At 63.3% G+C, this 23,351-nt stretch carries 20 protein-coding genes; 13 read left to right on the forward strand and 7 right to left on the reverse strand.

Features of this window, described 5'->3' with window-relative positions; translation table 11 throughout:
* The first annotated feature begins 138 nt into the window (after positions 1–138).
* The 7 genes from HWY05_RS24150 (at position 139) to HWY05_RS24180 (ending at position 9,385) form a co-directional block, all read left to right on the forward strand.
* The gene (locus HWY05_RS24150; RefSeq protein WP_035552554.1) at positions 139–1,080 is read left to right on the forward strand and encodes a CysB family HTH-type transcriptional regulator; all 942 of its coding nucleotides are present in this window, start codon (positions 139–141) and stop codon (positions 1,078–1,080) included.
* Between the two features lie 46 nt (positions 1,081–1,126).
* Positions 1,127–2,296 (forward strand): ABC transporter substrate-binding protein, encoded by a 1,170-nt coding sequence (locus HWY05_RS24155; RefSeq protein ID WP_035552556.1) that lies wholly within the window; start codon positions 1,127–1,129, stop codon positions 2,294–2,296.
* A gap of 304 nt (positions 2,297–2,600) precedes the next feature.
* On the forward strand, positions 2,601–3,794 hold the full coding sequence (locus HWY05_RS24160) for an efflux RND transporter periplasmic adaptor subunit (protein ID WP_176059875.1): 1,194 nt from the start codon (positions 2,601–2,603) through the stop codon (positions 3,792–3,794).
* Between the two features lie 15 nt (positions 3,795–3,809).
* On the forward strand, positions 3,810–7,001 hold the full coding sequence (locus HWY05_RS24165; RefSeq protein WP_176059876.1) for an efflux RND transporter permease subunit: 3,192 nt from the start codon (positions 3,810–3,812) through the stop codon (positions 6,999–7,001).
* A 138-nt stretch (positions 7,002–7,139) separates the two neighbouring features.
* Positions 7,140–8,426 (forward strand): AAA family ATPase, encoded by a 1,287-nt coding sequence (locus tag HWY05_RS24170; RefSeq protein WP_035552565.1) that lies wholly within the window; start codon positions 7,140–7,142, stop codon positions 8,424–8,426.
* Positions 8,427–8,458: 32 nt separating this feature from the next.
* The gene (locus tag HWY05_RS24175; protein WP_208459107.1) at positions 8,459–9,070 is read left to right on the forward strand and encodes a retron system putative HNH endonuclease; all 612 of its coding nucleotides are present in this window, start codon (positions 8,459–8,461) and stop codon (positions 9,068–9,070) included.
* A gap of 54 nt (positions 9,071–9,124) precedes the next feature.
* Complete coding sequence (locus tag HWY05_RS24180; protein ID WP_035552568.1) at positions 9,125–9,385, forward strand: hypothetical protein; 261 nt, start codon at positions 9,125–9,127, stop codon at positions 9,383–9,385.
* A 57-nt stretch (positions 9,386–9,442) separates the two neighbouring features.
* Here the strand turns inward: HWY05_RS24180 and HWY05_RS24185 are convergent, their stop codons facing one another.
* From HWY05_RS24185 to HWY05_RS24210, 6 genes are all read right to left on the reverse strand, one after another.
* The gene (locus tag HWY05_RS24185; protein WP_176059877.1) at positions 9,443–10,594 is read right to left on the reverse strand and encodes a Gfo/Idh/MocA family oxidoreductase; all 1,152 of its coding nucleotides are present in this window, start codon (positions 10,592–10,594) and stop codon (positions 9,443–9,445) included.
* A 14-nt stretch (positions 10,595–10,608) separates the two neighbouring features.
* Positions 10,609–11,658, reverse strand: a complete 1,050-nt coding sequence (locus HWY05_RS24190) for a sugar phosphate isomerase/epimerase (RefSeq protein WP_035552574.1) — start codon at positions 11,656–11,658, stop codon at positions 10,609–10,611.
* A gap of 130 nt (positions 11,659–11,788) precedes the next feature.
* Positions 11,789–12,751 (reverse strand): substrate-binding domain-containing protein, encoded by a 963-nt coding sequence (locus tag HWY05_RS24195; protein WP_035552576.1) that lies wholly within the window; start codon positions 12,749–12,751, stop codon positions 11,789–11,791.
* An 80-nt stretch (positions 12,752–12,831) separates the two neighbouring features.
* A complete protein-coding gene (locus tag HWY05_RS24200) occupies positions 12,832–13,845 on the reverse strand; it encodes an ABC transporter permease (protein WP_035552578.1) in 1,014 nt (337 codons plus the stop codon).
* Positions 13,826–15,313 (reverse strand): sugar ABC transporter ATP-binding protein, encoded by a 1,488-nt coding sequence (locus tag HWY05_RS24205; RefSeq protein ID WP_035552581.1) that lies wholly within the window; start codon positions 15,311–15,313, stop codon positions 13,826–13,828. Before HWY05_RS24205 ends, HWY05_RS24200 begins: the two co-directional genes overlap by 20 nt.
* Before the next feature lie 2 nt (positions 15,314–15,315).
* Entirely contained in the window at positions 15,316–16,395 is a 1,080-nt protein-coding gene (locus HWY05_RS24210) for a LacI family DNA-binding transcriptional regulator (RefSeq protein ID WP_035552584.1), read from the reverse strand.
* A gap of 328 nt (positions 16,396–16,723) precedes the next feature.
* Here HWY05_RS24210 and HWY05_RS24215 point away from each other — a divergent pair, with 328 nt between their 5' ends.
* From HWY05_RS24215 to HWY05_RS24230, 4 genes are all read left to right on the forward strand, one after another.
* Entirely contained in the window at positions 16,724–17,377 is a 654-nt protein-coding gene (locus HWY05_RS24215) for a protein-L-isoaspartate O-methyltransferase (protein WP_176059878.1), read from the forward strand.
* A 105-nt stretch (positions 17,378–17,482) separates the two neighbouring features.
* Positions 17,483–17,806 carry a rhodanese-like domain-containing protein gene (locus tag HWY05_RS24220; protein WP_035552590.1) on the forward strand — a complete coding sequence of 108 codons (324 nt, stop codon included), beginning with the start codon at positions 17,483–17,485 and terminating at the stop codon, positions 17,804–17,806.
* Between the two features lie 13 nt (positions 17,807–17,819).
* Complete coding sequence (locus HWY05_RS24225; protein ID WP_176059879.1) at positions 17,820–19,358, forward strand: TolC family outer membrane protein; 1,539 nt, start codon at positions 17,820–17,822, stop codon at positions 19,356–19,358.
* Between the two features lie 113 nt (positions 19,359–19,471).
* Positions 19,472–19,930 (forward strand): DUF2844 domain-containing protein, encoded by a 459-nt coding sequence (locus tag HWY05_RS24230; RefSeq protein ID WP_176059880.1) that lies wholly within the window; start codon positions 19,472–19,474, stop codon positions 19,928–19,930.
* A 213-nt stretch (positions 19,931–20,143) separates the two neighbouring features.
* On the opposite strand, the gene HWY05_RS38405 is transcribed toward HWY05_RS24230, so the two are convergent.
* Complete coding sequence (locus HWY05_RS38405) at positions 20,144–20,302, reverse strand: hypothetical protein (RefSeq protein ID WP_244146683.1); 159 nt, start codon at positions 20,300–20,302, stop codon at positions 20,144–20,146.
* Here HWY05_RS38405 and HWY05_RS24235 point away from each other — a divergent pair.
* Positions 20,254–21,426: a DUF3443 domain-containing protein gene (locus HWY05_RS24235; RefSeq protein ID WP_279614183.1), complete on the forward strand. Its 1,173-nt coding sequence runs from the start codon at positions 20,254–20,256 to the stop codon at positions 21,424–21,426. The genes HWY05_RS38405 and HWY05_RS24235 overlap by 49 nt on opposite strands.
* A 401-nt stretch (positions 21,427–21,827) precedes the next feature.
* On the forward strand, positions 21,828–23,126 hold the full coding sequence (gene urtA, locus HWY05_RS24240; protein WP_035552600.1) for an urea ABC transporter substrate-binding protein: 1,299 nt from the start codon (positions 21,828–21,830) through the stop codon (positions 23,124–23,126).
* The last annotated feature ends 225 nt before the right edge of the window (positions 23,127–23,351 follow it).

Genomic DNA, 23,351 nt, shown 5'->3' on the forward strand with positions numbered 1-23,351 from the left:
AACGAGCGTTTAGACCCATCTCTCATTTGCTTATGACAAATACAGATATCCATATTGAAAAAGATGGACAGATCGTAATAAACTCGCCTTATATTTCAAACGACTAAAAAATTACTTTGATATGCGGAGAGGTTATATATGAACCTGCACCAATTCCGCTTCGTCCGCGAGGCCGTGCGGCAGAATTTCAACCTGACGGAAGCGGCCAAGGCGCTGTTCACCAGCCAGCCGGGCGTTTCCAAGGCGATCATCGAGCTGGAAGACGAACTGGGCGTCGAGATCTTCACGCGGCACGGCAAGCGGGTGCGCTCGCTGACCGAGCCGGGGCGCATCATTTTGCAGTCAGTCGAGAAGATCCTGCAGGAAGTGGAGAGTCTCAAGCGGGTCGGTAAAGATTACGCGGCGCAGGATCAGGGCAATCTGGTCATTGCAGCGACCCACACGCAGGCGCGCTATTCGCTGCCGGCGGCGATCGCCGAGTTCAAAAAGCGTTTCCCGAAGGTTCACCTTTCGATTCTGCAAGGCAGCCCGACCCAGGTTGCCGAAATGGTGATCCACGATCAGGCCGACCTGGCGATCGCCACCGAAGCCATCGCCAACTATAAGGAGCTGGTGTCGCTGCCCTGCTTCCAGTGGCATCACGTCGCGGTGATGCAGCCGGATCATCCCCTACTCGACCGCAAACTTTTGTCGCTGGATGATCTGACCCAGTATCCGCTGATCACCTACGACAACGCGTTCGCCGGCCGCACCAAGATCAACGAGGCGTTCCGCCTGCGCGGGCTGCACCCGGACATCGTGCTGGAGGCGATCGACGCCGACGTGATCAAGACCTATGTGGAACTGGGTCTGGGCGTCGGCATCATGGCGGATATCGCGTTCAACGCCGAACGCGACCGTCATTTGCGCGCCATGCCGGTCGGCCACCTGTTCGGCAGCAACGTGACGCGGGTCGCGCTGAAAAACGGCGCGTATCTGCGCAGCTATGTGTACACGCTCGTCGAGCTGTTGTCGCCGAGCATGAATCGCAAGCTGATCGAACAGGCGCTGAAGGGCGAACACGAAACCTACGAACTTTGACCGCAGTATTTGACAGCAGCACGCTTCCCGCTACGGAGACCTCTCGATGACGTCGTATCAGTCGCATAAAAACAGCATTCGCGGCCTGGCCGCCCTCGGCGCGCTGCTGCTCGCCACCGCCGCGCACGCCGACATCAAGGTCGGCATCGATCTGTCGAGCACCGGCCCGGCCGCCGTGATCGGCATCACGAGCAAGAACGCGATGCTGATGTGGCCGGCCACGATCGCCGGCCAGAAAGCCGACTACATCTTCCTCGACGACGGCTCCGATCCGGGCGCCGCGGTGCGCAATATCCACAAGCTGATCAATGAGGACCACGTCGACGTCATCGTCGGCCCGAACATCACGCCGGCGGCAATGGCGGCGCTTGATCCGGTCGCCGAAAGCCAAACGCCGATGATCACGCTGATCGGCTCGGCCAGCGTCGTCGAGCCGCAGGAAGGCAAGAAGGTGTGGGCCTACAAGATGGCGCAGACCGATAGCGCGATGGCCGACGTGATGACACGCTACATGTCGAACCACAACGTGAAGACGGTGGGCTTCATCGGTTTCGCGGATGGTTACGGCGAAAGCTGGCTCAACGAGTTCAGCAAGTTCGCGGCCTTGCGTCACATCCAACTGGTCGCCACCGAGCGCTATAACCGCACCGATGCCAGCGTTACCGGCCAGATTCTGAAGCTGATGGCCGCCAAACCGGACGCGATCCTGATCGCCGGCGCGGGCACGCCGACCGTGTTGCCGGAGCGCACGCTGATCGAACGCGGCTTTAAAGGCCCGATCTATCAGACACACGGCATCGCCACGCCGGAGTTCATCAAGCTCGGCGGCAAGGATGTAGAAGGCACGCTGTTCCCGACCCAGCCGGTCGTGGTGGCGCGCACGCTGCCGGCCGATCATCCGGCGAAGAAAGCGGCGCTCGCGTTCACCAACGAATATGAAGCGAAGTACGGCGCGGGCAGCGTGACGCAGTTCGCGGGCGACGCGGCCGGTGTTTATCCGCGCCTGCAGGATGCCGTGGCGCGTGCGTTGAAGACGGCGCAGCCGGGCACCCCGGCGTTTCGCGCCGCGTTGCGCGACGAGCTGGAGCACGCGCATGAGCTGGTCGTGCCGAACGGCGTGGTCAATACGAGCCCGAAGGATCATGTGGGTTTGGATCAGCGCGCGAGCGTGATGGGCATCATTAAAAACGGCAAGTTTGTCTACCTGAGTCAGTGAGTGACTGGGTGAATGACTTCGTGAGCGGCTGAGCCGCGGAACCCGCCGTTATGCGCGGCGAGTTCCGCACCGCTCAACGCCGCGCACGGCGCGGCGGCCGCCTTCCGGCCGCTGCGCCTGCCCGCTATTCGCGCACCCCGTTCGGGAGGCGCATCGCACCCACGCTGCGTGTACCATGCTGACGGCCAGCTTGCGATGAACGCGGGCTCAGGCTAATTCGCCGATTCCGTGCGAGCGCGCGGCGCCTCGTGACCATGAGGCCGCTAGCGCGCCCGCCAGTGCCGTGAAGTCCGTCAGACCGCGCATGCTAAAAACCAGAAAACGTATCGTCATCGCCGCCGTTGTCGTCATCGTGATCCTCGCTATCGCGATCGCCCAGGCTATCAGGAAGCGCAGCGCACCCGCTGCCGCCACGGAAACCGTCTCTTCGATCGTCGAATTCGCACCCGACGATCTCACCACGGTCAGCCGTCGCACCCTCTCGGAAACCTTGCCGCTGACCGGCTCGCTGCGCGCGATCACGCAGGCCGCGGTCAAATCGAAAGTGGCCGGCTCGGCGCTCGACGTCGCGGTGCGCGAGGGCGACACGGTCAAGACCGGTCAGATTCTCGCCAGGATCGACGCCCGCGATTACGTGGCCCGCGCCGAACAAAGCCGCGGCCAGATGGCGGCCATGGCCGGTCAACTCGATATCGCCAAACAGACACTCGACAACAACCGCGTGCTGGTCGAAAAAGGCTTCATTTCGAAGAACGCGTTCGACACCGCGCAAAGCCAGTACGAAATCGCCCGCGCGAATCTGGATGCAGCGCGAGCGGCGCTGGCGTCGTCGAATCTGTCGCTCGACGATACGCTCGTGCGTTCGCCGCTCGATGGACAAATCGCCACGCGCTCGGTCGAGCCCGGCGAAAAAGTCGCCGTCGACACCAAGCTGTTCGACGTGGTCGATCTGCGCACGCTCGAACTGGAAGCGCCGGTGCCGGTCGGCGAGATCGGCCGCGTGCGGATCGGCCAGCCGGTGAGTATCGCGTTCGACGGTATCGATACGCCGGTGCAAGGCGCGATCACGCGGATCAACCCCGCCGCGCAGCCAGGGTCGCGGTCGATCATGGTGTACGTGCAGGTCGCCAATCCGGCCGGCACGTTGCGGGTGGGCATGTTCGGCACGGGCACGATCGCGGTGGGCAGTCGGCAGAACGTGCTGGTGGTGCCCGCCACTGCGGTGCGTACCGACGGCGCGCGCCACAGCGTGTATGCGCTGGTCGGCGGCAAGCTGGTCGAGCAGCCGGTGCAAACCGGCGCGACCGGCGACGCCGACGGCGACTCGTGGACCGAAATCACCAGCGGACCGTTGAACGTCGGCGAGCGGATCGTGAAGAACAATCTCGGCTCGTTGCGGATCGGCAGTACGGTGCATGTGGTGCAGCCTGCTTCATCGGCCTCTGCGGCCTCGGCTTCATCGGCGCAGGCCGCATCGCCGGCCGCCGGCCAGCACTGACCGGAGCCCGCGCCTATGTGGTTCACCCGCATCAGCATCGGCAACCCGGTGCTCGCCACGATGATGATGATGGCGCTGCTCGTCATCGGTCTGTTCTCTTATCAGCGGCTGAAGGTCGATCAGTTTCCCGACATCACGTTTCCGATCGTGGTCGTGCAGACCGCGTATCCGGGCGCGTCACCGGAATCGGTCGAGTCCGACGTCACGCGCAAGATCGAGGAAGCAGTCAACACGATCAGCGGCATCGACGAAATCACGTCGCGCTCCTACGACGCGCAGTCGGTCGTGATCGTGCAATTCGATCTGGCGGTTGACGCGGTGCAGGCCGCGCAAGACGTGCGCGACAAGATCGCGCTGATCCGCCCCGATCTGCGCGACGGCGTGAAGGACCCGCGCGTGTTGCGCTACGACCCGGCGGATACGCCGATCGTCACGGTCGCGGTATCGAACGCGCCGGGCGCCACGCTGTCCACGCGCGACCTCACCACCGTCGCCGATCAGATCGTGCGCAAGCGGCTCGAAACCGTACGCGGCGTCGGCTCGGTCTCGCTGGTGGGCGGCGTGAAGCGCCAGGTGCAGATCGACGTGAAGCCGGAAAAACTGCAGGCGCTGTCGATCGGCGTCGATCAGGTGATCCGCGCGGTGCAGAACGAAAATCAGGAGATTCCGGCCGGCCCGCTCACATCGAGCCATATCGAACAGACCGTGCAGATCAAAGGCCGCTTCGATAAACCGGACGACTTCAAGCGCATCATCATCGCGCGACGCGGCGCGCAGTCCGCGATTCCGACCGCGAGTTCGGCGACGCAGCCGGTCACGCTCGACCAGGTCGCCGACGTGGTGGACGGCCAGCAGGAACCGGACAGCACCGCGCTATTGAACGGCCAGCGCGCGTTGTTCGTGTCGATCATCAAGGCCCAGGGCGAAAACACGGTCGACGTCGCGCATGGCGTGCGTGACGAAGTCGCGCGTCTGCAGCCTCTGCTGCCGCCCGGCGTCAAGCTCGATGTCACCGACGATTCGTCGATCGAGATCGAAGACAGCGTCAACGAAGTGAAACGCACCCTGCTCGAAGGTGCATTGCTCACCGTGCTGATCGTGTTCCTGTTCCTCGGCTCGTGGCGCAGCACGGTAATCACCGGCCTCACGCTGCCGATCGCGCTGATCGGCACATTCGCGGTGATGTACGCGTGCGGCTTCACGATCAACGTGATCACGCTGATGGCGCTGTCGCTGTGCGTCGGCCTGCTGATCGACGACGCGATCGTTGTGCGCGAGAACATCGTGCGGCACGTGCAGCTCGGCGCGGACCATCGAACCGCCGCACTCGACGGCACCAAGGAAATCGCGCTGGCGGTGCTGGCCACCACCTTCTCGATCGTCGCGGTGTTTCTGCCGGTGGGTTTCATGGGCGGCATCATCGGCCGCTTCTTCCATCAGTTCGGCATTACGGTCGCGGCCGCCGTGCTGATCTCGATGTTCGTATCGTTCACACTCGATCCGATGCTGTCGTCGATCTGGCCGGACCCCGATCTGCACGACGCGGACACGGGACGCAAGGGCTACCGTTACGGTCGCTTGATCCAGCGTTCGCTGCATCTGTTCGACAAGCAGATCGACCGGCTCACGGCGTTTTATCAGCGGCTGCTTGGGTGGTCCCTGAAGCATCGCGCGATCACGCTGGTCATCGCGGCGGTGACGTTTTTCGGCAGCCTGTTTCTGGTGCCGTTCGTCGGCACCGAGTTCGTGCCGAACGCGGACTTCTCCGAAACGCAGATCGGTTTGAATACACCGGTGGGTACATCGCTCGAAGCGACGTCGGAGAAAGTCAAACAGGTGCAGGCGATTCTCGCGACCTATCCCGAAGTGCGCTTCACCTATGCAACGGTCAACTCGGGCAATACGCAAGGCAAGAACACCGCGCTCATTACCGTGCGCCTGAAAGACCGGCGTGACCGCACGCGCGGCATGGTCGAGCTGAACGATGCGTTTCGCGCGCGGCTGGCGTCGGTGGCGGGCGTGTCGGTGACGGAAATCGGCATGTCGGACGGCGCGGGCAGCACCAAGGCCATTCAGTTGAGCTTGCAGGGCGACAACATCGACGAACTACGTCGCTTGTCCGACGTGGCTCAGGCGCGCATGGCGAAGATTCCCGGACTCGTCGATCTGGATTCGAGCCTGAAGGCGGACAAGCCGATCGTCGCGATCAACGTGAAGCGCGAACTGGCGTCCGACCTCGGCGTAGGCGTCGCGGATATCGGCACGGCGCTGCGACCCTTGCTCTCCGGCGACGCGATCAGCACCTGGCGGGCGCCCGACGACCAGGATTACGACGTCAGCGTGCGGCTGCCGCGCGAGCAGCGCCAGGACGTGGACGATCTCGCGCGGCTGATGATCGCCACCAATCGCACCGACGCGAACGGCGCGCCGGTGCTGGTGCCGCTGCGGCAGGTCGCGGATATCGTCAAGACGACCGGTCCCGACGTGCTGAACCGGCGCGATCTGCAGCGCGAGGTGGAGTTGTCGGCGAACGTGAACGGCCGCTCGCCCGGCGAAGTCGCCGCCGACGTCGCGAAGACGCTCGACGCGATGCATCTGCCGGCCGGCTATCACTACCGCTTCGAAGGCTCGACCAAGAGCATGAACGAGTCGTTCATTTACGCGGTGGAAGCGTTGGCGCTGGCGGTGATTTTCATCTACATGATTCTGGCGTCGCAGTTCGCGAGCTTCGCGCAACCGCTCGCGATCATGGCGTCGCTGCCGCTGACGCTGATCGGCGTGCTGGTCGCGTTGTTGCTGTTCGGCAGCACGTTGAACATGTTCTCGATCATCGGCTTCGTGATGCTGATGGGGCTCGTGACGAAGAACGCGATTCTGCTGGTGGACTTCGCGAATCAGGCGCGGCGCGGCACGCTGCTGGATGCGTCCGGCAAGGGGCGCAAGATGGAGCGGCGCGAGGCCTTGCTCGAAGCCGCGCGGGTGCGGCTGCGTCCGATTCTGATGACCACGCTGGCGATGATCTTCGGCATGCTGCCGTTGGCCGCGGCGCTGGGCGAAGGTGGCGAACAGCGTGGGCCGTTGGGACAGACGGTGATTGGCGGGGTGATTACGTCGTCGATTCTGACGTTGGTGGTGGTGCCGGTGGTTTATACGGTGCTCGAGGATTGGGGGAGTTGGCTGCGAAAAAAGATATGGAAAAAAGGCTAGACAAGCCTAAAGTCGATGAAGGTAAGATTTGCTGGAAGATGAGATTTGCGTTTGCGAGCCGCCACGATTAGATCGTTCAAAGCATTTCGTACAACTTGCGTCTCAGCATCGTCGGCAATCGCAGAGAGGACCCTTACCATGAGAATCGACAGTATCAGGCTGACCAACTACCGGTGCCATAGTGGGCTGGAAGTGGATTTCTCGCCGTCGTTCAACGTATTGGTGGGTGGCAACGGAAGCGGCAAGACGTCGTTGCTGAATGGTATTTGCGAAGTCTTTGCGGTATCCGCCGCAGAGTTTGCTCCCGTGCAACTTCAGATGCTCAGCGACGACGCCGTCAGACGCGCGCGCGTTGAAGTTCAAGGGCAGCTTGGATTCGAACCGCAGTTCCCCGTGTCCGTCAATGCGAGCGGCATTTTCAATGGCGCACGCGTGACCTGGGGCGTCGAGCGCAACGCGTTGGCGGATCGTCCCCATGTCATGCCGTACCCAGCAGCGGCCATCAATCAAAAGAACAATACGGAGAGCGGCCAGACTTTGCCGCTCCTCGCCTATTACCGTGCCAGTCGGCGTTGGGACCAGGGCGACCAGAATGAGCTGACGGCGGCCACCCAACGAACAAGCCGCATGGACGCGTACAAAAATTACGGGGACGCGTCGACGAACGCTGGGGCGTTGCTGGTGTGGGCCATGTCCAAATCGCTGGAGCGGTTCCAGGTTTCATCCGAAACCGGACAAGCCTTTGACGACATCCACAACGACGAACTCGCCCTCGTCAACCACGCACTCGCCAATGCCATCGACGAAATCAAAGGCATCAAATACGACATGCGCGAGAAGGGCCTGCTCGTCGAATGGAAGCACGATTCGCCGTCCGGGCAGCCCGCCACGCTTTTCGCCAATCTGAGCGACGGGCAACGTGCCGTCGTCGGCCTGGTCGCCGACATTGCGCGCCGAATCTGCATCCTGAACCCTCACCTCGCGCTGGAGGTGCTGAAGCAAACGCCAGGCATCGTACTGGTCGACGAACTCGACACGCACTTGCATCCCACGTGGCAGCGGGCGCTTACGTTGGGTTTGCAATCCGCGTTTCCGGCTATCCAGTTCATTGTGGCCAGTCATTCTCCGCAAGTCCTGAGTGAGATGAAGCCGGAGCAAATCATCGTGCTGATTGATGGCATCGGTGCCAATCCGCAGGTTAGCTACGGACTGGATTCGAGCGCGGTGCTCGAAGAAATCATGGGTGCCTCCGCTCGCCCACTGGAAGTAGCGGACGAACTATCGCTGCTGTTCGCGGCGTTGGCTCGAGACGAACTGGACGTCGCGCGCGAACGCCTTGCCGCGCTGCGCGTCAAGGCGCCCGGTATCGTCGAGTTGAACCGTGCGGAAGCACTGCTGAAGAGAAAGGAGATCCTTGGCCGATGAGATACGTTGCAAAAAACAAAGAGCCGGATTAGTTGAAGGCCTGGAAGAAGCTGGCAAACGACGATTGGAAACCGAGCTATCCGGATCTCAAGAATCCGGAGAAGAAAGATCTGCACGATGCGCTGATTGCCGTACAAGGCGACACCTGCTGCTATTGCGGCCGCAGAATTAGCCGGGCCGATAGTCACATCGAGCACTTCGCGCCGCAAGCGGATGCCCCTGAACAGGCACTTGAGTATGAAAATCTGCTCGCGTCCTGTATCCGCGAGCGCTCGCGCAAGTTGCCGCTGCACTGCGGCCACGCGAAAGACGAAGAGTTCGACGGAAGCTTGTGTATATCGCCGCTCGATCCTGCCTGCGAAGAGCGCTTCAAATATGCTTTAGACGGCGCAATCATGGCCACCGATTCCGCGGATAAAAAAGCGGACTACATGATCGGTCTCCTGAAGCTCGGCATTGCGTCCTTGCGCGACCGCCGGCAGGCTGCGCTCGAAGGCATGTTCGACGACGCGTTCCTCAAATCCGCAACCCATGCCGAGTTGGAGGCGATCCGTGCGATCCATCATGCGCGAAACAGCGCCGGTCAATTCGAGGACTTCGCCCACGTGATCGCGCGATTTGCGGAGCAGTTGTCCACGACCTGATCTGCGGGTTTGTTGCTACAGTAGCGGTCTTTCCCCCACCAGCAGTCCTCCACCATGCGTACCACCCGAGCCATCCACGCTGTCGAGCGGCTGAAAACGCGCAGCGGCAATCCGCAGTTCGCCGCGATCAGCCTGTCTGGCGGCTTGTTCTACCTCGTCGACAAATCGAGCGGATCGGACAAGAAAGTCTCCGACCCGCTCACGCTCGACGACTTCGTCAAATTCGTCGACGCGTACGGCCCGCCGAAACCGCGTAAAGCGAGCAAGCTGGATATCGCGTTTGAAGAGCAGATCAAGAAAAGCAAGGGCAGTTGAGCCGAGGGGGCTCGCTTTCACCCTGCTTCAGGCTCTTTACAGCTCTTTACAGCTCTTTCAAGCGCCCCCAATCTCCCGCCACTGGCCATCCGCTGCGCTGCTCGCCAGCATCGCATCGATAAACCGCAGCCCCGCCACACCGTCTTCCACCGTCGTCAGCAACAGGCTTTCCGCCGGCAGCGCGCGACCCGCGTCCAACGCTTCGATCTGCAACGCCGCGTCTTTATACAACTGCGCGAACGCTTCCAGATAGCCTTCAGGATGTCCCGCCGGCACACGCGTCGCATGCGCCGCGATCGCGCTTTTCACCCGCCCTCGCGTCAAACGTTCAGCCGAACCACCCAGCGGCGTGAACCACAAGTCGTTCGGCTGTTCCTGATCGAAAGCAAGATTCGCCTTCGTTCCATACACCCGCAAACGCAACGCGTTCTCCGCGCCGCTCGCCACCTGACTCGCCCATAGCATGCCGCGCGCGCCGTTCGCATAGCGCAGCATGGCCTGCACATGATCGTCGATGCGACGTCCCGGCACGAAGGTATGCACCTCCGCCGCGAGCGACGACGGCGTCATCCCCGTGACGAAAGCGGCCAGGTGATACGCGTGCGTGCCGATATCGCCGAGACAGCCTGCCGGGCCCGCCAACGCAGGGTCCGTGCGCCAGCCGGCTTGTTTATTCGTGCCGCTCGTTTCGATCGGTTCCGCCAGCCAGTCTTGCGCGTATTCGACTTGCACCACACGCAATTCGCCGAGTCCACCCGAATCGATCAGTTCGCGCGCGTAACGCACCATCGGATAACCGGAATACGTATGCGTCAACGCAAAGAGCTTGTTCTTCTCGCGTGCGAGTTTCGCGAGCGCCTCGCCTTCCGCGAGCGAAATCGCTAGCGGCTTGTCGCACACCACATGGATACCCGCTTCGAGAAACGCCGTCGCAACCGGCGCATGCAGATGATTCGGCGTGACGATCGCCACCGCGTCGATGCCGTCGTCGCGGGCGGCTTCGGCGCACGCCATCTCGCGCCAGTCGGCGTAACTACGCGCGATGCCCGCCTCGGCGGCGCTGGCCTGCGCACGCTGCGGATCGGACGACAACGCGCCCGCCACCAGTTCGAAGCGATCGTCGAGCCGCGCCGCGATCCGATGCACCGCGCCGATAAACGCGCCCTGCCCGCCGCCGACCATGCCCAACCTGAGCCTTCTTTGCGCCATTGATTTGATCCCTGTCAGATACCCAGCACGCGCTTCAACTGCGCCGCATCCACGCCACTCTCCGCGAAATCGTCAAACGCATGCTCCGCCACACGAATGATGTGCCGCCGGATAAACTCCGCACCTTCACGCGCGCCATCATGCGGATGCTTCAATGCGCATTCCCATTCCAACACCGCCCAGCCGGAAAAATCGTACTGCGCCATCTTCGAGAAGATCGCGCCGAAATCGATCTGCCCATCGCCGAGCGACCTGAAGCGCCCCGCGCGTTCGACCCAGCCGCTATACCCGCCGTATACGCCCTGTTTACCGTTCGGTCGAAACTCCGCGTCCTTCACATGGAACGCTTTGATCCGCTCGTGATAAATGTCGATAAACGCCAGATAGTCGAGCTGCTGCAAAACGAAATGGCTCGGGTCGTAAAGAATATTGGCCCGCGCGTGCTGTTTCACCGCATCGAGAAAACGCTCGAAGCTCACACCGTCGTGCAGATCTTCGCCCGGATGGAGTTCGTAGCAGACGTCGACACCGGCGGCGTCGAACGCATCGAGAATCGGCGTCCAGCGGCGCGCGAGTTCATCGAACGCGGCTTCGACCAGACCCGCCGGACGCTGCGGCCACGGATACAGATAAGGCCACGCCAGCGCACCGGAAAACGACACATGCGTGCTCAAGCCCAAACGCTGTGAAGCCTTCGCGGCCAGTTTCAACTGCTCGATCGCCCATTGCGTGCGAGCCGCCGGATTGCCTCGCACTTGTGGCGCGGCAAATCCGTCGAACAACGCGTCATAAGCCGGATGCACCGCCACCAGTTGTCCTTGCAGATGCGTCGACAGTTCGGTGATCGTCACGCCCGCGTTTTCCGCGGTCTCGCGCAATGCATCGCAATAGGTCTGACTCGCCGCCGCCTGTTCGAGGTCGATCAGACGCGGGTCGCACGGCACCTGAATACCTTTGAAGCCGAGACCCGCCGCCCATTCCGCGAGATGCGCGAGATTGTCGAACGGCACCTCGTCGCCCATGAACTGGGCGAGAAAGATCGCCGGCCCTTTGATGGTTTTCATCGTACGATTCCTTGAACGGGAGTGCGCTAGCCGTGCCTTCGCCGCAACGGAAAGCAAAGCAAAGCAGGCCAACGCGCTCCAGATGCTCACACCAACATCACACAGCCATCACGCCAACCTCAGCCCGGATTCAAAACGGCGAGTCCGGAAAATAGAACTGCTGCGCGTTTTCCTTCGTGATCAGCACCGACGGAATAATCGTCGTGGCCGGCAGCTTCTCGCCTTTCAGGCGCGCCTCGGCGGTGAGCTTGATCGCGTCGTAGATGAATTTCGGCGAGTACGACACGTCGGCCTTGATCATCGGCGCACCGTCCATCACGTTCTTCACCATGCCCTTCGAACCCGCGCCGCCGAACACGATCTTGATGTCGGTCCGCTTGGCCTGCTCGATCGCCTTCAGCACACCGACCGCCATGTCGTCGTCGGCGGCCCAGACGGCGTCGATGTGCTTGAAGCGCGTCAGGTAATCCTGCATCACCTTGAACGCGTCGTCGCGGTTCCAGTTTGCGTACTTCGCGTCGAGAATCTTCATCTCCGGATAGTTCTTGATCACGTTCGTGAACGCGGTCCAGCGCTCGTTGTCGAGCGTCGTCGGAATGCCGCGCAGCGCGACGATGTTGCCTTTACCGTCGAGCGTTTTCGCCAGATACTCGGCGGGAATCTTGCCGAACGCGGTGTTGTCGCCGGCCACATACGCATCTTGTGCGCTGGTGTCGGTCAGGCCGCGATCCACCACCGTCACGTACACGCCTTTCTTCTTCACCTGCGCGACCGGCTGCGTGAGCGACGCCGATTCGAACGGAAAGATCACCAGCGCGTTGATCTTGTTCACCGTCACCAGATCCTGCAACTGGTTCGCCTGCTCCGGCGAACCAGCGGCGGTCTTCACGATAATCTTGAGATCGGGATGCGCTTTCTCCAGATCGGTCTTGGCCTTGTTCGCCCACCAGACGATGCCGCCCGTGAAGCCGTGATCGGCCGTCGGAATCGCGACGCCCAGTATGACTTTGTCGTCGGCGCGCGCCATGCCCGCCGTGCCCAGTATCCCCAACGCCAGCACGCCGGCGCCGACCGCTCGAATGACCTGTTTCATGGTTGTGTCTCCAATGTCGATGAGGCGTTCGTGCGCCCCGATTCTCGAACCTGCCGTCGTGCCCAAGTAAAACGCTAAAGCTATCTCCGTCCGCGCTGCACGAACGCGACGAAGATAATCACCACGCCCTGCACCGCCGCGTTCAGATACACGCTGATGATGCTGGTGAGATTCAGAATATTGGCAATCACCGACAGCAGGATCGCGCCGATCACCGTCCCGACCACACGTCCTTCGCCGCCCTTGAGCGCAGTGCCGCCCACCACAACCGATGCGATCGCTTCGAGCTCCCACAACAAGCCGGTGGTCGGCGTGGCCGACCCGAGTCGCGGCACATAGAGCACGGTCGCCACGCCCACGCAGATACCGAGCAGCACATACGTGACGATCTTCACGGTATCGACGCGAATCGCCGCATAGCGCGCGACCTGTTCGTTGGAGCCGATCGCCTGCACATGACGGCCGAACGCGGTGCGATTGAGAATCAGCGCGCCGCCGGCAGCCACCACGAGGAAAACCCAGATCGGCACCGGCACGCCGAACAGGCTCGCGTAATAAACCGGGCCATACAGATCGGACAACGAGTTATCCAGCGTCAACGCGCCGCCATCGGCGAGCCACGTCAGCACCGCGCGAAAAATCCCCAACGTGCCCAACGTGACGATGAACGGTTCGATCCGTCCTTTGGTAATCAGCAAGCCATGCGCGCAGCCGAACAGGCCGCCGAGCACCAGCGCGAACACGATCCCGAGCGTGAGAATCAGCAAAGGCGCGAGCGTATGTCCGCCGATGCCCGCCGCGAGCGCGTTCATCAGCCAGATCATGCTGCCGGCGATCAGCGCGGCCATCGACCCGACCGACAGATCGATACCGCCCGAAATGATCACGAAGGTCATGCCGACCGCGATGATGCCGATGAACGACGTGCGCGTGAGCACGTTCATCAGATTGTCGAGCGTGGCGAAATCGCGGTTGAGCAGCGTGCCGACAATGCACAGCAGAATCAGCCCGACGAGCGGCCCGAGCGCATACAGTCGATGCGCGAAGCGCAGCGCGCGGCCGGATTGCACGGCTTCAGTGGGTGCCGGTCGCATGGGCGATCAATTCCTCTTCGGTCAGATGGTCGAGCGTCAGCGTGGCCTCCAGGCGTCCCGCGCGCAATACGGCGACGCGATGGCACAAGCCGATCAGCTCGATCAGTTCGGATGAAATGACGATCACCGCGCGCCCCTGCGCGGCGAGACGATGAATCAGAAAATAGATGTCGCGTTTCGCGCCGACATCGACGCCGCGGGTCGGTTCGTCGAGCACGATCACCTGCGGGTCGGGTTGCAGGAACTTGGCGAGCGCGAGCTTCTGCTGATTGCCGCCCGACAGCATGCGCGCGCGGCTCGACAGGTCGCCGGTGCGGATGCCGAATTCGCTCACCGCTTTCGTCAACGCCGCGCGGCCCGCTTTCATATCGAGCAGCGGATGCGCGTAGCGTTCGAGCGTCATCAGCGTGACGTTGTCCTGCAGGCTCAGGTTCACGTGCAGGCCTTTGCCTTTGCGGTCTTCGCTCAGATACGTGAGGCCGTGGCGCATCGCGTCGCGCGGGCTTTTCAGATCGGCGGGACGGCCGGCAATTTCGATGCGGCCCGCCGTGCGCTTGCGCAAGCCGATGATCGCTTCGAACGCTTCGGTGCGGCCCGCGCCGACCAGTCCGGCGAAGCCGAGCACTTCGCCGGCGCGCACGTCGAAGCTGAGGTCGTCGACCCAGTCGGGCACGCTGAGCCCGGTTACTTTCAAGGCGAGCGGTGCGCCGGCGGACACCGTGAGCTTGTCGGGGAACATGTCGGAGACGTCGCGGCCCACCATCAGATTCGCCATCTGCTGACGCGCGAGTCCCGCTGTTTCGCCGCGCGCGACGAAGCGGCCGTCGCGCATCACAATCACTTCGTCGGTAATGCGCTCCACCTCGTCGAGCTTGTGCGAGATATAGACGATGGTCACGCCGTCGGCCTTGAGCTTCGCCATCAGCGTGAACAGCCGCTCGGTTTCGGACGGCGTGAGCGTGGCGGTCGGCTCGTCCATGATGAGCAAACGCGCGCGGCGCGACAGCGCCTTCGCGATCTCCACCATCTGCTTTTCCGCGACGATCAATTCGCGCACCTTCGTGTCCGGCGCTTTCGCGAGGCCAACCTGCGCAAGGTAACGCGCGGCGTCGCTACGCATCGCGGCATCGTCGACGAACCAGCCACGCCGCTTCTCGTGGCCGAGATACATGTTCTGCGCGATCGTCAGATGTTCGGCGAGATTGAACTCCTGGTGAATCAGCACGATGCCCTGCGCTTGCGCATCGCGCGAACCGATGAACTGCTGTGCGTGGCCATCGACCAGCAAGGTGCCCGACGTCGCGGTCTCATAACCCGCGAGGATTTTCATCAGCGTGGATTTGCCCGCGCCGTTCTCGCCGAGCAGGCCGTAGATACGTCCCGGCGCAAGGTCGAAACTCACGCCGTGCAGCACGCGCACCGGGCCGAAGTCTTTGCGGATGTCGTCGAAGCGGATCGCGAGGCTCATGGTCATGTGCTCCCGCGAACCACGAGCCGGTGCGGCAGCAGCACGCCGGGCACGTTCGCCAACGGATTGGCGAGCCGCTGCAGCAACAGACGCGCGGCGGTTTCGCCCAACTCGCGCATGGGCTGGGCGATCGTGGTGAGCGGCGGATCGATCTGCGCGGCCAGCGAAATATCGTCGAAGCCGACCACGGCAACATCGTCCGGCACCCGCTTGCCGACGCTGCGCAAACCGTGGATCACGCCGATCGCGAGCGTATCCGACACCGCGAAAATCGCGCTGGGCGCGTGCGGCGGCAACATCAGCGTGGCCGCGGCGGAAGCGCCCGCTTCGTAGTCGAGACTGTTCAGGTTCATGCACCAGCGCTCGTCGGGCGTGATGCCCGCTTCGGTCAACGCGTCGAGATAGCCTTGCTGACGCTGCCGCGCGTACAGATAGTCGACGTCGGAATTGATCAGGCCGATGCGCTGGTGGCCGCGCGACAGCAGATGCCGCACGGCGTCGCCCGCGGCGCGGTAATTGTCGATGCCCACGTACGGCACGCCCATCGCCGGATCGAACTCGCAGCACGCGACCCACGGCAGCGCGCTGGACGCCTCGCCGAGCGCCTGCTGGATGGTCGCCGGATCGAGGCAGATCGCGCCGTCCGCGCGACGACGCCGCAGCAGATCGAAGTAACTGCGCTCGCGGCCCGGATCGGCGCCGGTGTCGCACAACAGCATGAAGTAGCCGTGCTGGCGCGCCACGCTGTCGATGCCGCGCACGATCTCCGCGTAAAACGGATTGCCGACGTCGGGCACCATGGTCAGCAGCAGGCGGCTTTCGGCGGTGCGCAGATTGCGCGCGAGTTCGTTGACGCGGTAGCCGCTCGCGTCGATGGCGGCGAGGACTTTGTCGCGGGTCGCGGGCCGCACGTTCTCGTGACCGTTCAGCACGCGCGACACCGTGGCCACCGACACCCCCGCCTGCTCCGCGACGCCGGCTATGGACAGGCCGTCGGCCGTGCCACGCAAGGGCTGGGCGTTGGGCTCGGAACGCGCGCCGGATAACCCGGCACGGGCCACTTTGGACGACGGTTTGGACAAGTGAACTCGCCTGCAAAATGTAATCGATTACATTTTTGAGCGATGAAGGCCGGAATCGCAAGCTCGGATCGCTAGGGATTAACACGGGGTCGCGCGTTGTCGGTGCGGTTCCGGCGCGGTGACGATCAGGTGACCAGGAGGCGCTCGCTGCGCTTGCGCGCGCCTGTCGCGCGGGCCCGGCGCCCTGCCCGCGGCGGCACGGTTTGACGCCGCCATTTGGTACAATCCCGCAGTTACCCTGCCGTGGCCCGCATCGTGAGCGATGCCTTCAGGCCGCCGGTCAGCGGGCAAACCGCCAAACTCGCCCACCCATACTGCCGAATCCACCATGAACATCGAGCAAGCGCGTTTCAACATGATCGAACAGCAGATCCGCCCCTGGGAAGTGCTCGACCAGGACGTGCTGAATCTGCTCTCGATCGTCAAGCGTGAACATTTCGTCCCGACCGTGTACCGCGATCTGGCCTTCGTCGACTTCGAAGTGCCGCTGCCGGCCGGCCAGCACATGCTGGCGCCGCGCGTCGAAGCGCGCGTGCTGCAGGAACTGGCAGTGAAGAAACACGAAAGCGTGCTCGAAATCGGCGCCGGCTCGGGGTACATGGCGGCGCTGCTCGCGCATCGCGCGCAACACGTGCTGACGGTGGATATCGAACCGGAACTGGCTGAACTGGCCAAGGCCAACCTGATCGCCAACGGCGTGCTGAACGCCGAAGTCGCCACCGGCGACGCGTCGCGCGGCTGGGCCGGCGCCGCGCCGTACGACGTGATCTGCGTGTCGGGCGGCCTGCCGGTGCTGCCGCAGGAAATCCTCGAACACCTGAAGATCGGCGGCCGTCTCGCGGCGTTCGTCGGCACCGCGCCGGTCATGAAGGCGCAGGTCATCACGCGTATCGACGAGAAGCAATACCGTATTGCCGACGTCTTCGAAACGTATGTCGAGCCGCTGACCAACGCTGTGCAGCCGCCGCGTTTCAAGTTCTGATTCGTCTCGCCTCGCCTGGCCGCTCGTCGGCCGGCAGGCTCGAATCACGCGCACTGATACGGACGGCCGGCATGGCCGCCGTCCTCTGAACCGGAAGTCCCGCTGATGCAAAATCTGACCGCTCCCGCGCTCGCCGAATGGCTCGCCGACACATCGCGCCCCGCGCCCGTGCTGCTCGACGTGCGCGAACCGTGGGAAATCCAGACGGCCTCGCTGGCCGGCGCCGTATCGATCCCGATGCGTGAGATTCCCGCCCGCAGCGAAGAACTCGACGACGACGCGCAAATCGTCTGCGTCTGCCATCACGGCGCGCGCAGTGCCCAGGTCGCGATGTTCCTCGAATCGCGCGGCCATAAGAACGTGTTCAATCTGCAAGGCGGAATCGACGCGTGGTCGCGTCAGGTCGATCCGTCGGTTCCGACCTACTGAGCCCACTGCCGCGATGATGCGCCTCCGGGTGCCGGTCTTCGCGGCCGCTCTGGCACTGGCCGGCACGCTGCACACGCTGACGGCACACGCCGTCGGCCTTTCCCAACTCTACGACGAAGCGCTCTCCAGCGACGCGCAACTGCAAAGCGCGCGCTCTGCCCTCGCTGCCAACAGCGAAGAGTTGCCGCTCGCACGCGCCAAACTGTTGCCGCAGGTCTCGGCGTCGCTGTCCGCGAACCGTCAGAGCACCGACTTCGGCGGCGGCTTCCCGTCTTCGTACGGCAATAGCAACGGCTACACGATCTCGCTCACGCAACCGCTGATTCATGTGGACAGCTGGTACGGCTACGCCCAGGGCAAGCTCGCGGTGGAGTCGGCGCAGGCCTCGTTCGCGCAGGCTCGCCAGGATCTGATCGTGCGGCTCGGCCAGGCGTATTTCGACGCGCTGTCCGCGCAGGATAGCCTCGCGATCGCGCGTTCGCAGAAGGCGTCGATCGCGCAGCAGCTCGAATCGGCCAAGCGCTCGTTCGAAGTCGGCAACACCACGATCACCGATACCAACGAAGCGCAGGCCAAATACGATCAGGCCGTCTCGCAGGAAATTGCCGCGCAGAACGATCTCGCGGTGAAGCTGGCGGCGTTGCAGCAGATCGTCGGGCATCCGGTCGAGAAGGTCGACGGACTGGTTGCCGGCGCGCCGCTGCCGCCGCCCGTGCCCGCCGACATCAACCAGTGGACCGATACCGCCAGCGACGCCAACTACCAGGTCGTCATCAAGCAGATCGCGCTATCCACCGCGCAACGTGAAACTTCCAAAGCCAAGGCCGGCCATCTGCCGACCGTCGATCTGGTCGCGAGCCGCTCGCGCAGCAGCCTCGGCGCGGCCGGCGCGGGCAACTTCGGTGGGAATTTCGGCGGCGGCTTCGGTAGCGGCGCCGAGACGCCCACGGCCGGCACGCCGGCGCTGGCGGCGGAATTGGGCAATCTGGGTTCGTCGTACACGAACAGCACGATCGGCGTGCAGGTCACGATTCCGCTCTTTGCCGGCGGCGCGACGCAAAGCCGCGTGCGTCAAACGCTCGCACTCGAAGACCAGGCCGCCGCCGATCTCGATACCGCGCGGCGCAATGCCGCGCTGTCCGCGCGCCAGGCGTTTCTCGGCGTGGTGAGCGGACTCGCGCAAGTGAGCGCGTTGCAGACCGCCGAGCGTTCGGCGAACACGTCGCTCGAATCGAATCTGCTGGGTTATCAGGTGGGCGTGCGAATCAATATCGACGTGCTCAACGCGCAGGATCAGTTGTTCTCCGCGCGGCGCGATCTGGCGAAGGCGCGTTACGACACGCTGATCAATGGTCTCAAGCTGAAGGCTTCGACAGCGGATCTCACCGATCAGGACGTGCTGCAATTGAGCGCGCTGCTGTCGCCGGTCGATGACGGCGCGTTGACCGCTTTGCCCAAGGTGCCGACGGTGCCGCATCCGGGCGTCGCGGCGAAGGGCGCGGCCGGCAAGTTGGGACGGCGGGCGATGCCGACTGCGGCGGGGTCGCAGTAGGAGTTGGTAAGCGTGCCATTGCACCGATTCGTACATTCATTTCGGAATTTTCGTACGGTTTCCTGACCATTGCGCAGGCACCATGCTTCGACCTTTTTTGGGAGAGCATGGTAATGAAATTTGTGAAGGCCGCACTCGCGGCCTCGGCCTTCTGGCCTTTGGCGTCTTACGCCGTGCTGGGCGGTGCGCCCGGTGCCAACACCGGCGCGACAGCCCGGTCGATGCTGCAAGCCGCAGCGCCTCGCAACGCGTCTGCAGCGGCCGCGTCTTACACGATGCGCGAATCCGAATACGCCGACGGCGTGACGATCCACGAATACGTGCTGCCCACCAACGTGGTGTTCGCGGTGAGCTGGCAAGGTCCGGTGCGGCCGGACATGCGGGCGCTGCTCGGCAGTTACTTTCCCAACTTTGCGAATGGCGACGCTAGCCAGACCCGTGGCGCGGGTCCGATGGTCCAACACAGCGGCGATTTTCATCTCGAATCGGCTGGCCGCGCGGGCCACTTCTTCGGCAAGGCGTATTTGCCCCGCCTCGTTCCCGCCAACGTCCGAGTGGATCAACTGCCATGAAACAGTGCACTGATTCGATCGACACCCTCGACATGAAGACGCTCAACAAGGCGTTGTGTGGCGCACTGCTGACCGCAAGCGTGGCGCTGAGCGGTTGCGGCGGCGGTAACGGCGGCGCCGACGGCAACGATAGCGCGGCTAAAATTAATGGCGCGGTGGTGCCGGTGACACCGGCGTCGGGTTCGACGGCTACGGTGTTGCCTACGCCTACGCCTACGCCAACACCCGCTCCGACTCCTGCACCAACTCCAACTCCAACTCCAACTCCAACTCCAACTCCAACTCCAACTCCGACGCCAACGCCAACGCCGGCGCCAACACCGATCCCAACGCCGACGCCGACGCCGACTCCTGCACCAACACCAACACCAACACCAACGCCCACCCCCGACACAAACACCGTCCCCATCACCGTCGAACGATGGACAGGCAACTACGCCAACATGCCCTACGTCACGGTTACGATCTGCATTCCCGGCGTTCAGGGCGGTGATCGATGCGCCACCATCGATCACATCCAGGTCGACACCGGCTCGGTCGGCTTACGCGTTCTCGGCAGTGCGCTGGGCCCGTCCCTCGCCGCCCGTCTGCCGACCCAGACCGGCGCCACCGACGACCCGACCGGCAACGCATCCATCGCCGAATGCGCCGTCTTCGGCTCCGGCTTCACGTGGGGCTCCATCCGCCGCGCCGACGTGACGATCGGCGGCAAGGCCGCGGGCAACCTGCCGCTGCAAGTAATCGCCGACGGCAAGTACGCCACCCCATCGGACTGCCAGTCGCGTGGCGGCACCGACCTGGGCAGCGTCGCCCAACTCGGCGCCAACGGCGTGCTCGGCATCGGCCCGGCGCAGCGCGACTACCCGGCCGCCGCGCAATACGTCCTGCCGTCCGGCTACTACTACTGCACGTCCGCGACCTCCTGCACCAACACCCGCGTACCGCTCGACACCCAGGTCATGAATCCGGTCTCCAACTTCACCTCGGACAACAACGGCACGATTATCCGTTTGCCGGCGTTGCCCTCCGGCGGCCAGGCGAGCGTGACCGGTACGCTGGTGTTCGGCATCGGCACCCAGCCGAACAACGCGCTGCCGTCGAACCCGAACGTCCTCGCGCTCGATCAGTACGGCTACTTCCCGACCACCTACAAGGGCACCCGCTACGCCAGCGCGATCGACAGCGGTTCCAACGCGAACATCTTCATCGACACGACGGTGCCCTACTCGGGCGCGTGGTACATGCCGGCCACGACGCTCAGCCTGTCCGCGATCCTGAGCGGCGTCGACAAGGCCGCGTCGCCTGTCACCATGCCGTTCTCGCTGGCCAACGGCTGGAGCCTGCTGGCCAACCGCTATGCGGCCTATGACAGCCTCGGCGCGCCATCGGGCGGGATGTTTATCTGGGGCCTGCCGTTCTTCTTCGGCCGCAACGTGTACACCGCCATCAACAACGTGACGGTCGGCAAGCAAACCGCGCCGTTCATCGCGTTCTGATCCGACGCGGCACGCCCCGCCGAGCCATGCAAAAAGGCCAGCGCCGCAAAGCGCTGGCCTTTTTTAATCGACGGGCGACCGACTGTTGCATGCACAACGGCGCAGCGGCCATGCACCGCCGACGCCCGCTGGCGGATACGCACGCTTCGTCGCGGCGCGACACGCACCCGAACGAGGCGCGGGTGGCGATCGTGCACCAGTATTGCGCCGCACCCCACGTTCATTACGCATAACTGACTGCCGTCGCAGCCGCGCTGCAGCGCGCAAACCGCGAAGCACAAGTCGAAATTACAGCATGGCATGTGGCTTGCAGTACACAAGCGGCAAGCCATGCGGGATAAGCCCTGCTGGCTGAAATCGACGCCCATAAACAGTCACCATCAAATGGCAAGGGGATACACATGAAACGTCGCAGTCTGTTGAAGTTCGGCTCCATGTCGGGCGCGCTCGCGTTGGCAGGTCAGGTTCCGTTCGCGCAAGCGCAGTCCGACAGTGGTCCGATCAAGGTGGGTATTCTGCATTCGCTGTCCGGCACCATGGCGATCTCGGAGACGTCCCTGAAAGACACCGCGTTGATGACCATTTCGGAAATCAACAAGAGCGGTGGCGTGATGGGGCGTCAGATCCAGCCGGTGGTGGTCGATCCGGCGTCGAACTGGCCGTTGTTCGCCGAAAAAGCACGTCAGCTGATTACCCAGGAAAAGTGCGCCGCGGTGTTCGGCTGCTGGACCTCGGTGTCGCGCAAGTCGGTGCTGCCGGTGTTCGAGGAACTGAACGGCCTGCTGTACTACCCGGTCCAGTACGAAGGCGAGGAAATGTCGCGCAACGTGTTCTACACGGGCGCCGCGCCGAATCAACAGGCGATTCCCGCGACCGAATATCTGATGAGCGCGGAAGGCGGCGGCGCCAAGCGCTACTTCCTGTTGGGCACCGACTATGTGTACCCCCGCACCACCAACAAGATTCTGCGCGCGTTCCTCAAATCCAAAGGCGTGCAGGAGGCCGACATCCAGGAGGTCTATACGCCGTTCGGCCATAGCGACTATCAGACCATCGTCGCGAACATCAAGACCTTCTCGCAAGGCGGCAAGACCGCGGTGATCTCGACGGTGAACGGTGATTCGAACGTGCCGTTCTACAAGGAACTCGGCAACCAGGGGCTGAAGGCGACGGATGTGCCGGTGGTCGCGTTCTCGGTCGGCGAGGAAGAACTGCGCGGTATCGATACGAAGCCGCTGGTCGGCAATCTCGCGGCGTGGAACTACTTCATGTCGCTGCGCAATCCGGAGAACACCAAGTTCAAGGCGATGTTCGCCAAGTGGGTGAAGGACAACAACCTGCCGGGCGGCGACAAGCGCGTGACGAACGACCCGATGGAAGCCACCTTCGTGGGCATTCACATGTGGAAGCAGGCAGTCGAGAAAGCCAGGAGCGCCGATGTCGACAAGGTGCGCGTGGCAATGATCGGCCAGACCTTCAACGCACCGTCGGGCTTCGTGCTGACCATGGATGGCAATCACCATCTGCACAAGCCGGTGATGATCGGCGAAGTGCGCGCGGACGGTCAGTTCAACGTCGTCTGGCGCACCAAGACCGCGATTCGCGCGCAGCCGTGGAGTCCGTTTATCGCCGGCAATTCCAGCAAGCCGGATATGGTCAGCTCGATTCCGGCGTTCCTCAAGCGCTCGCGCGTGGCGTAACGCAACGGCTCGCTACGAGAGGACGTATCGGGTCCCTCGTGGCGAGCTCGAATCGGGCTCATGGCAAACGCATCGATGCGTCTGTGAGTTCGGATTGTTTGCCGGGTCCAGCGCTGGCGCCTACGTTTGCGCGAGCGCCTGGTCCGGCGACTTCGACCCTCCGCGGGCGCGGCAACCCGACGGCGCGGCAGCGGCTGTTGCACACCCTGCCGCCCAGCCTCGCCG

The sequence above is a fragment of the Paraburkholderia sp. BCC1876 genome, from assembly GCF_902833695.1.
GTDB lineage: Bacteria > Pseudomonadota > Gammaproteobacteria > Burkholderiales > Burkholderiaceae > Paraburkholderia.

What these genes read in the sequence shown, in the direction of transcription:
- HWY05_RS24205 (WP_035552581.1), bottom strand. Translation starts at nt 15,313, where the DNA reads ATGAGCCTCGCGATCCGCTTCGACGACATCCGCAAAGACTTCGGCCCG.
- HWY05_RS24185 (WP_176059877.1), bottom strand. Translation starts at nt 10,594, where the DNA reads ATGGCGCAAAGAAGGCTCAGGTTGGGCATGGTCGGCGGCGGGCAGGGC.
- HWY05_RS24190 (WP_035552574.1), bottom strand. Translation starts at nt 11,658, where the DNA reads ATGAAAACCATCAAAGGGCCGGCGATCTTTCTCGCCCAGTTCATGGGC.
- HWY05_RS24215 (WP_176059878.1), top strand. Translation starts at nt 16,724, where the DNA reads ATGAACATCGAGCAAGCGCGTTTCAACATGATCGAACAGCAGATCCGC.
- HWY05_RS24170 (WP_035552565.1), top strand. Translation starts at nt 7,140, where the DNA reads ATGAGAATCGACAGTATCAGGCTGACCAACTACCGGTGCCATAGTGGG.
- HWY05_RS24225 (WP_176059879.1), top strand. Translation starts at nt 17,820, where the DNA reads ATGATGCGCCTCCGGGTGCCGGTCTTCGCGGCCGCTCTGGCACTGGCC.
- HWY05_RS24150 (WP_035552554.1), top strand. Translation starts at nt 139, where the DNA reads ATGAACCTGCACCAATTCCGCTTCGTCCGCGAGGCCGTGCGGCAGAAT.
- HWY05_RS24165 (WP_176059876.1), top strand. Translation starts at nt 3,810, where the DNA reads ATGTGGTTCACCCGCATCAGCATCGGCAACCCGGTGCTCGCCACGATG.
- urtA (WP_035552600.1), top strand. Translation starts at nt 21,828, where the DNA reads ATGAAACGTCGCAGTCTGTTGAAGTTCGGCTCCATGTCGGGCGCGCTC.
- HWY05_RS24230 (WP_176059880.1), top strand. Translation starts at nt 19,472, where the DNA reads ATGAAATTTGTGAAGGCCGCACTCGCGGCCTCGGCCTTCTGGCCTTTG.
- HWY05_RS24195 (WP_035552576.1), bottom strand. Translation starts at nt 12,751, where the DNA reads ATGAAACAGGTCATTCGAGCGGTCGGCGCCGGCGTGCTGGCGTTGGGG.
- HWY05_RS24180 (WP_035552568.1), top strand. Translation starts at nt 9,125, where the DNA reads ATGCGTACCACCCGAGCCATCCACGCTGTCGAGCGGCTGAAAACGCGC.
- HWY05_RS24160 (WP_176059875.1), top strand. Translation starts at nt 2,601, where the DNA reads ATGCTAAAAACCAGAAAACGTATCGTCATCGCCGCCGTTGTCGTCATC.
- HWY05_RS24200 (WP_035552578.1), bottom strand. Translation starts at nt 13,845, where the DNA reads ATGCGACCGGCACCCACTGAAGCCGTGCAATCCGGCCGCGCGCTGCGC.
- HWY05_RS24155 (WP_035552556.1), top strand. Translation starts at nt 1,127, where the DNA reads ATGACGTCGTATCAGTCGCATAAAAACAGCATTCGCGGCCTGGCCGCC.
- HWY05_RS24220 (WP_035552590.1), top strand. Translation starts at nt 17,483, where the DNA reads ATGCAAAATCTGACCGCTCCCGCGCTCGCCGAATGGCTCGCCGACACA.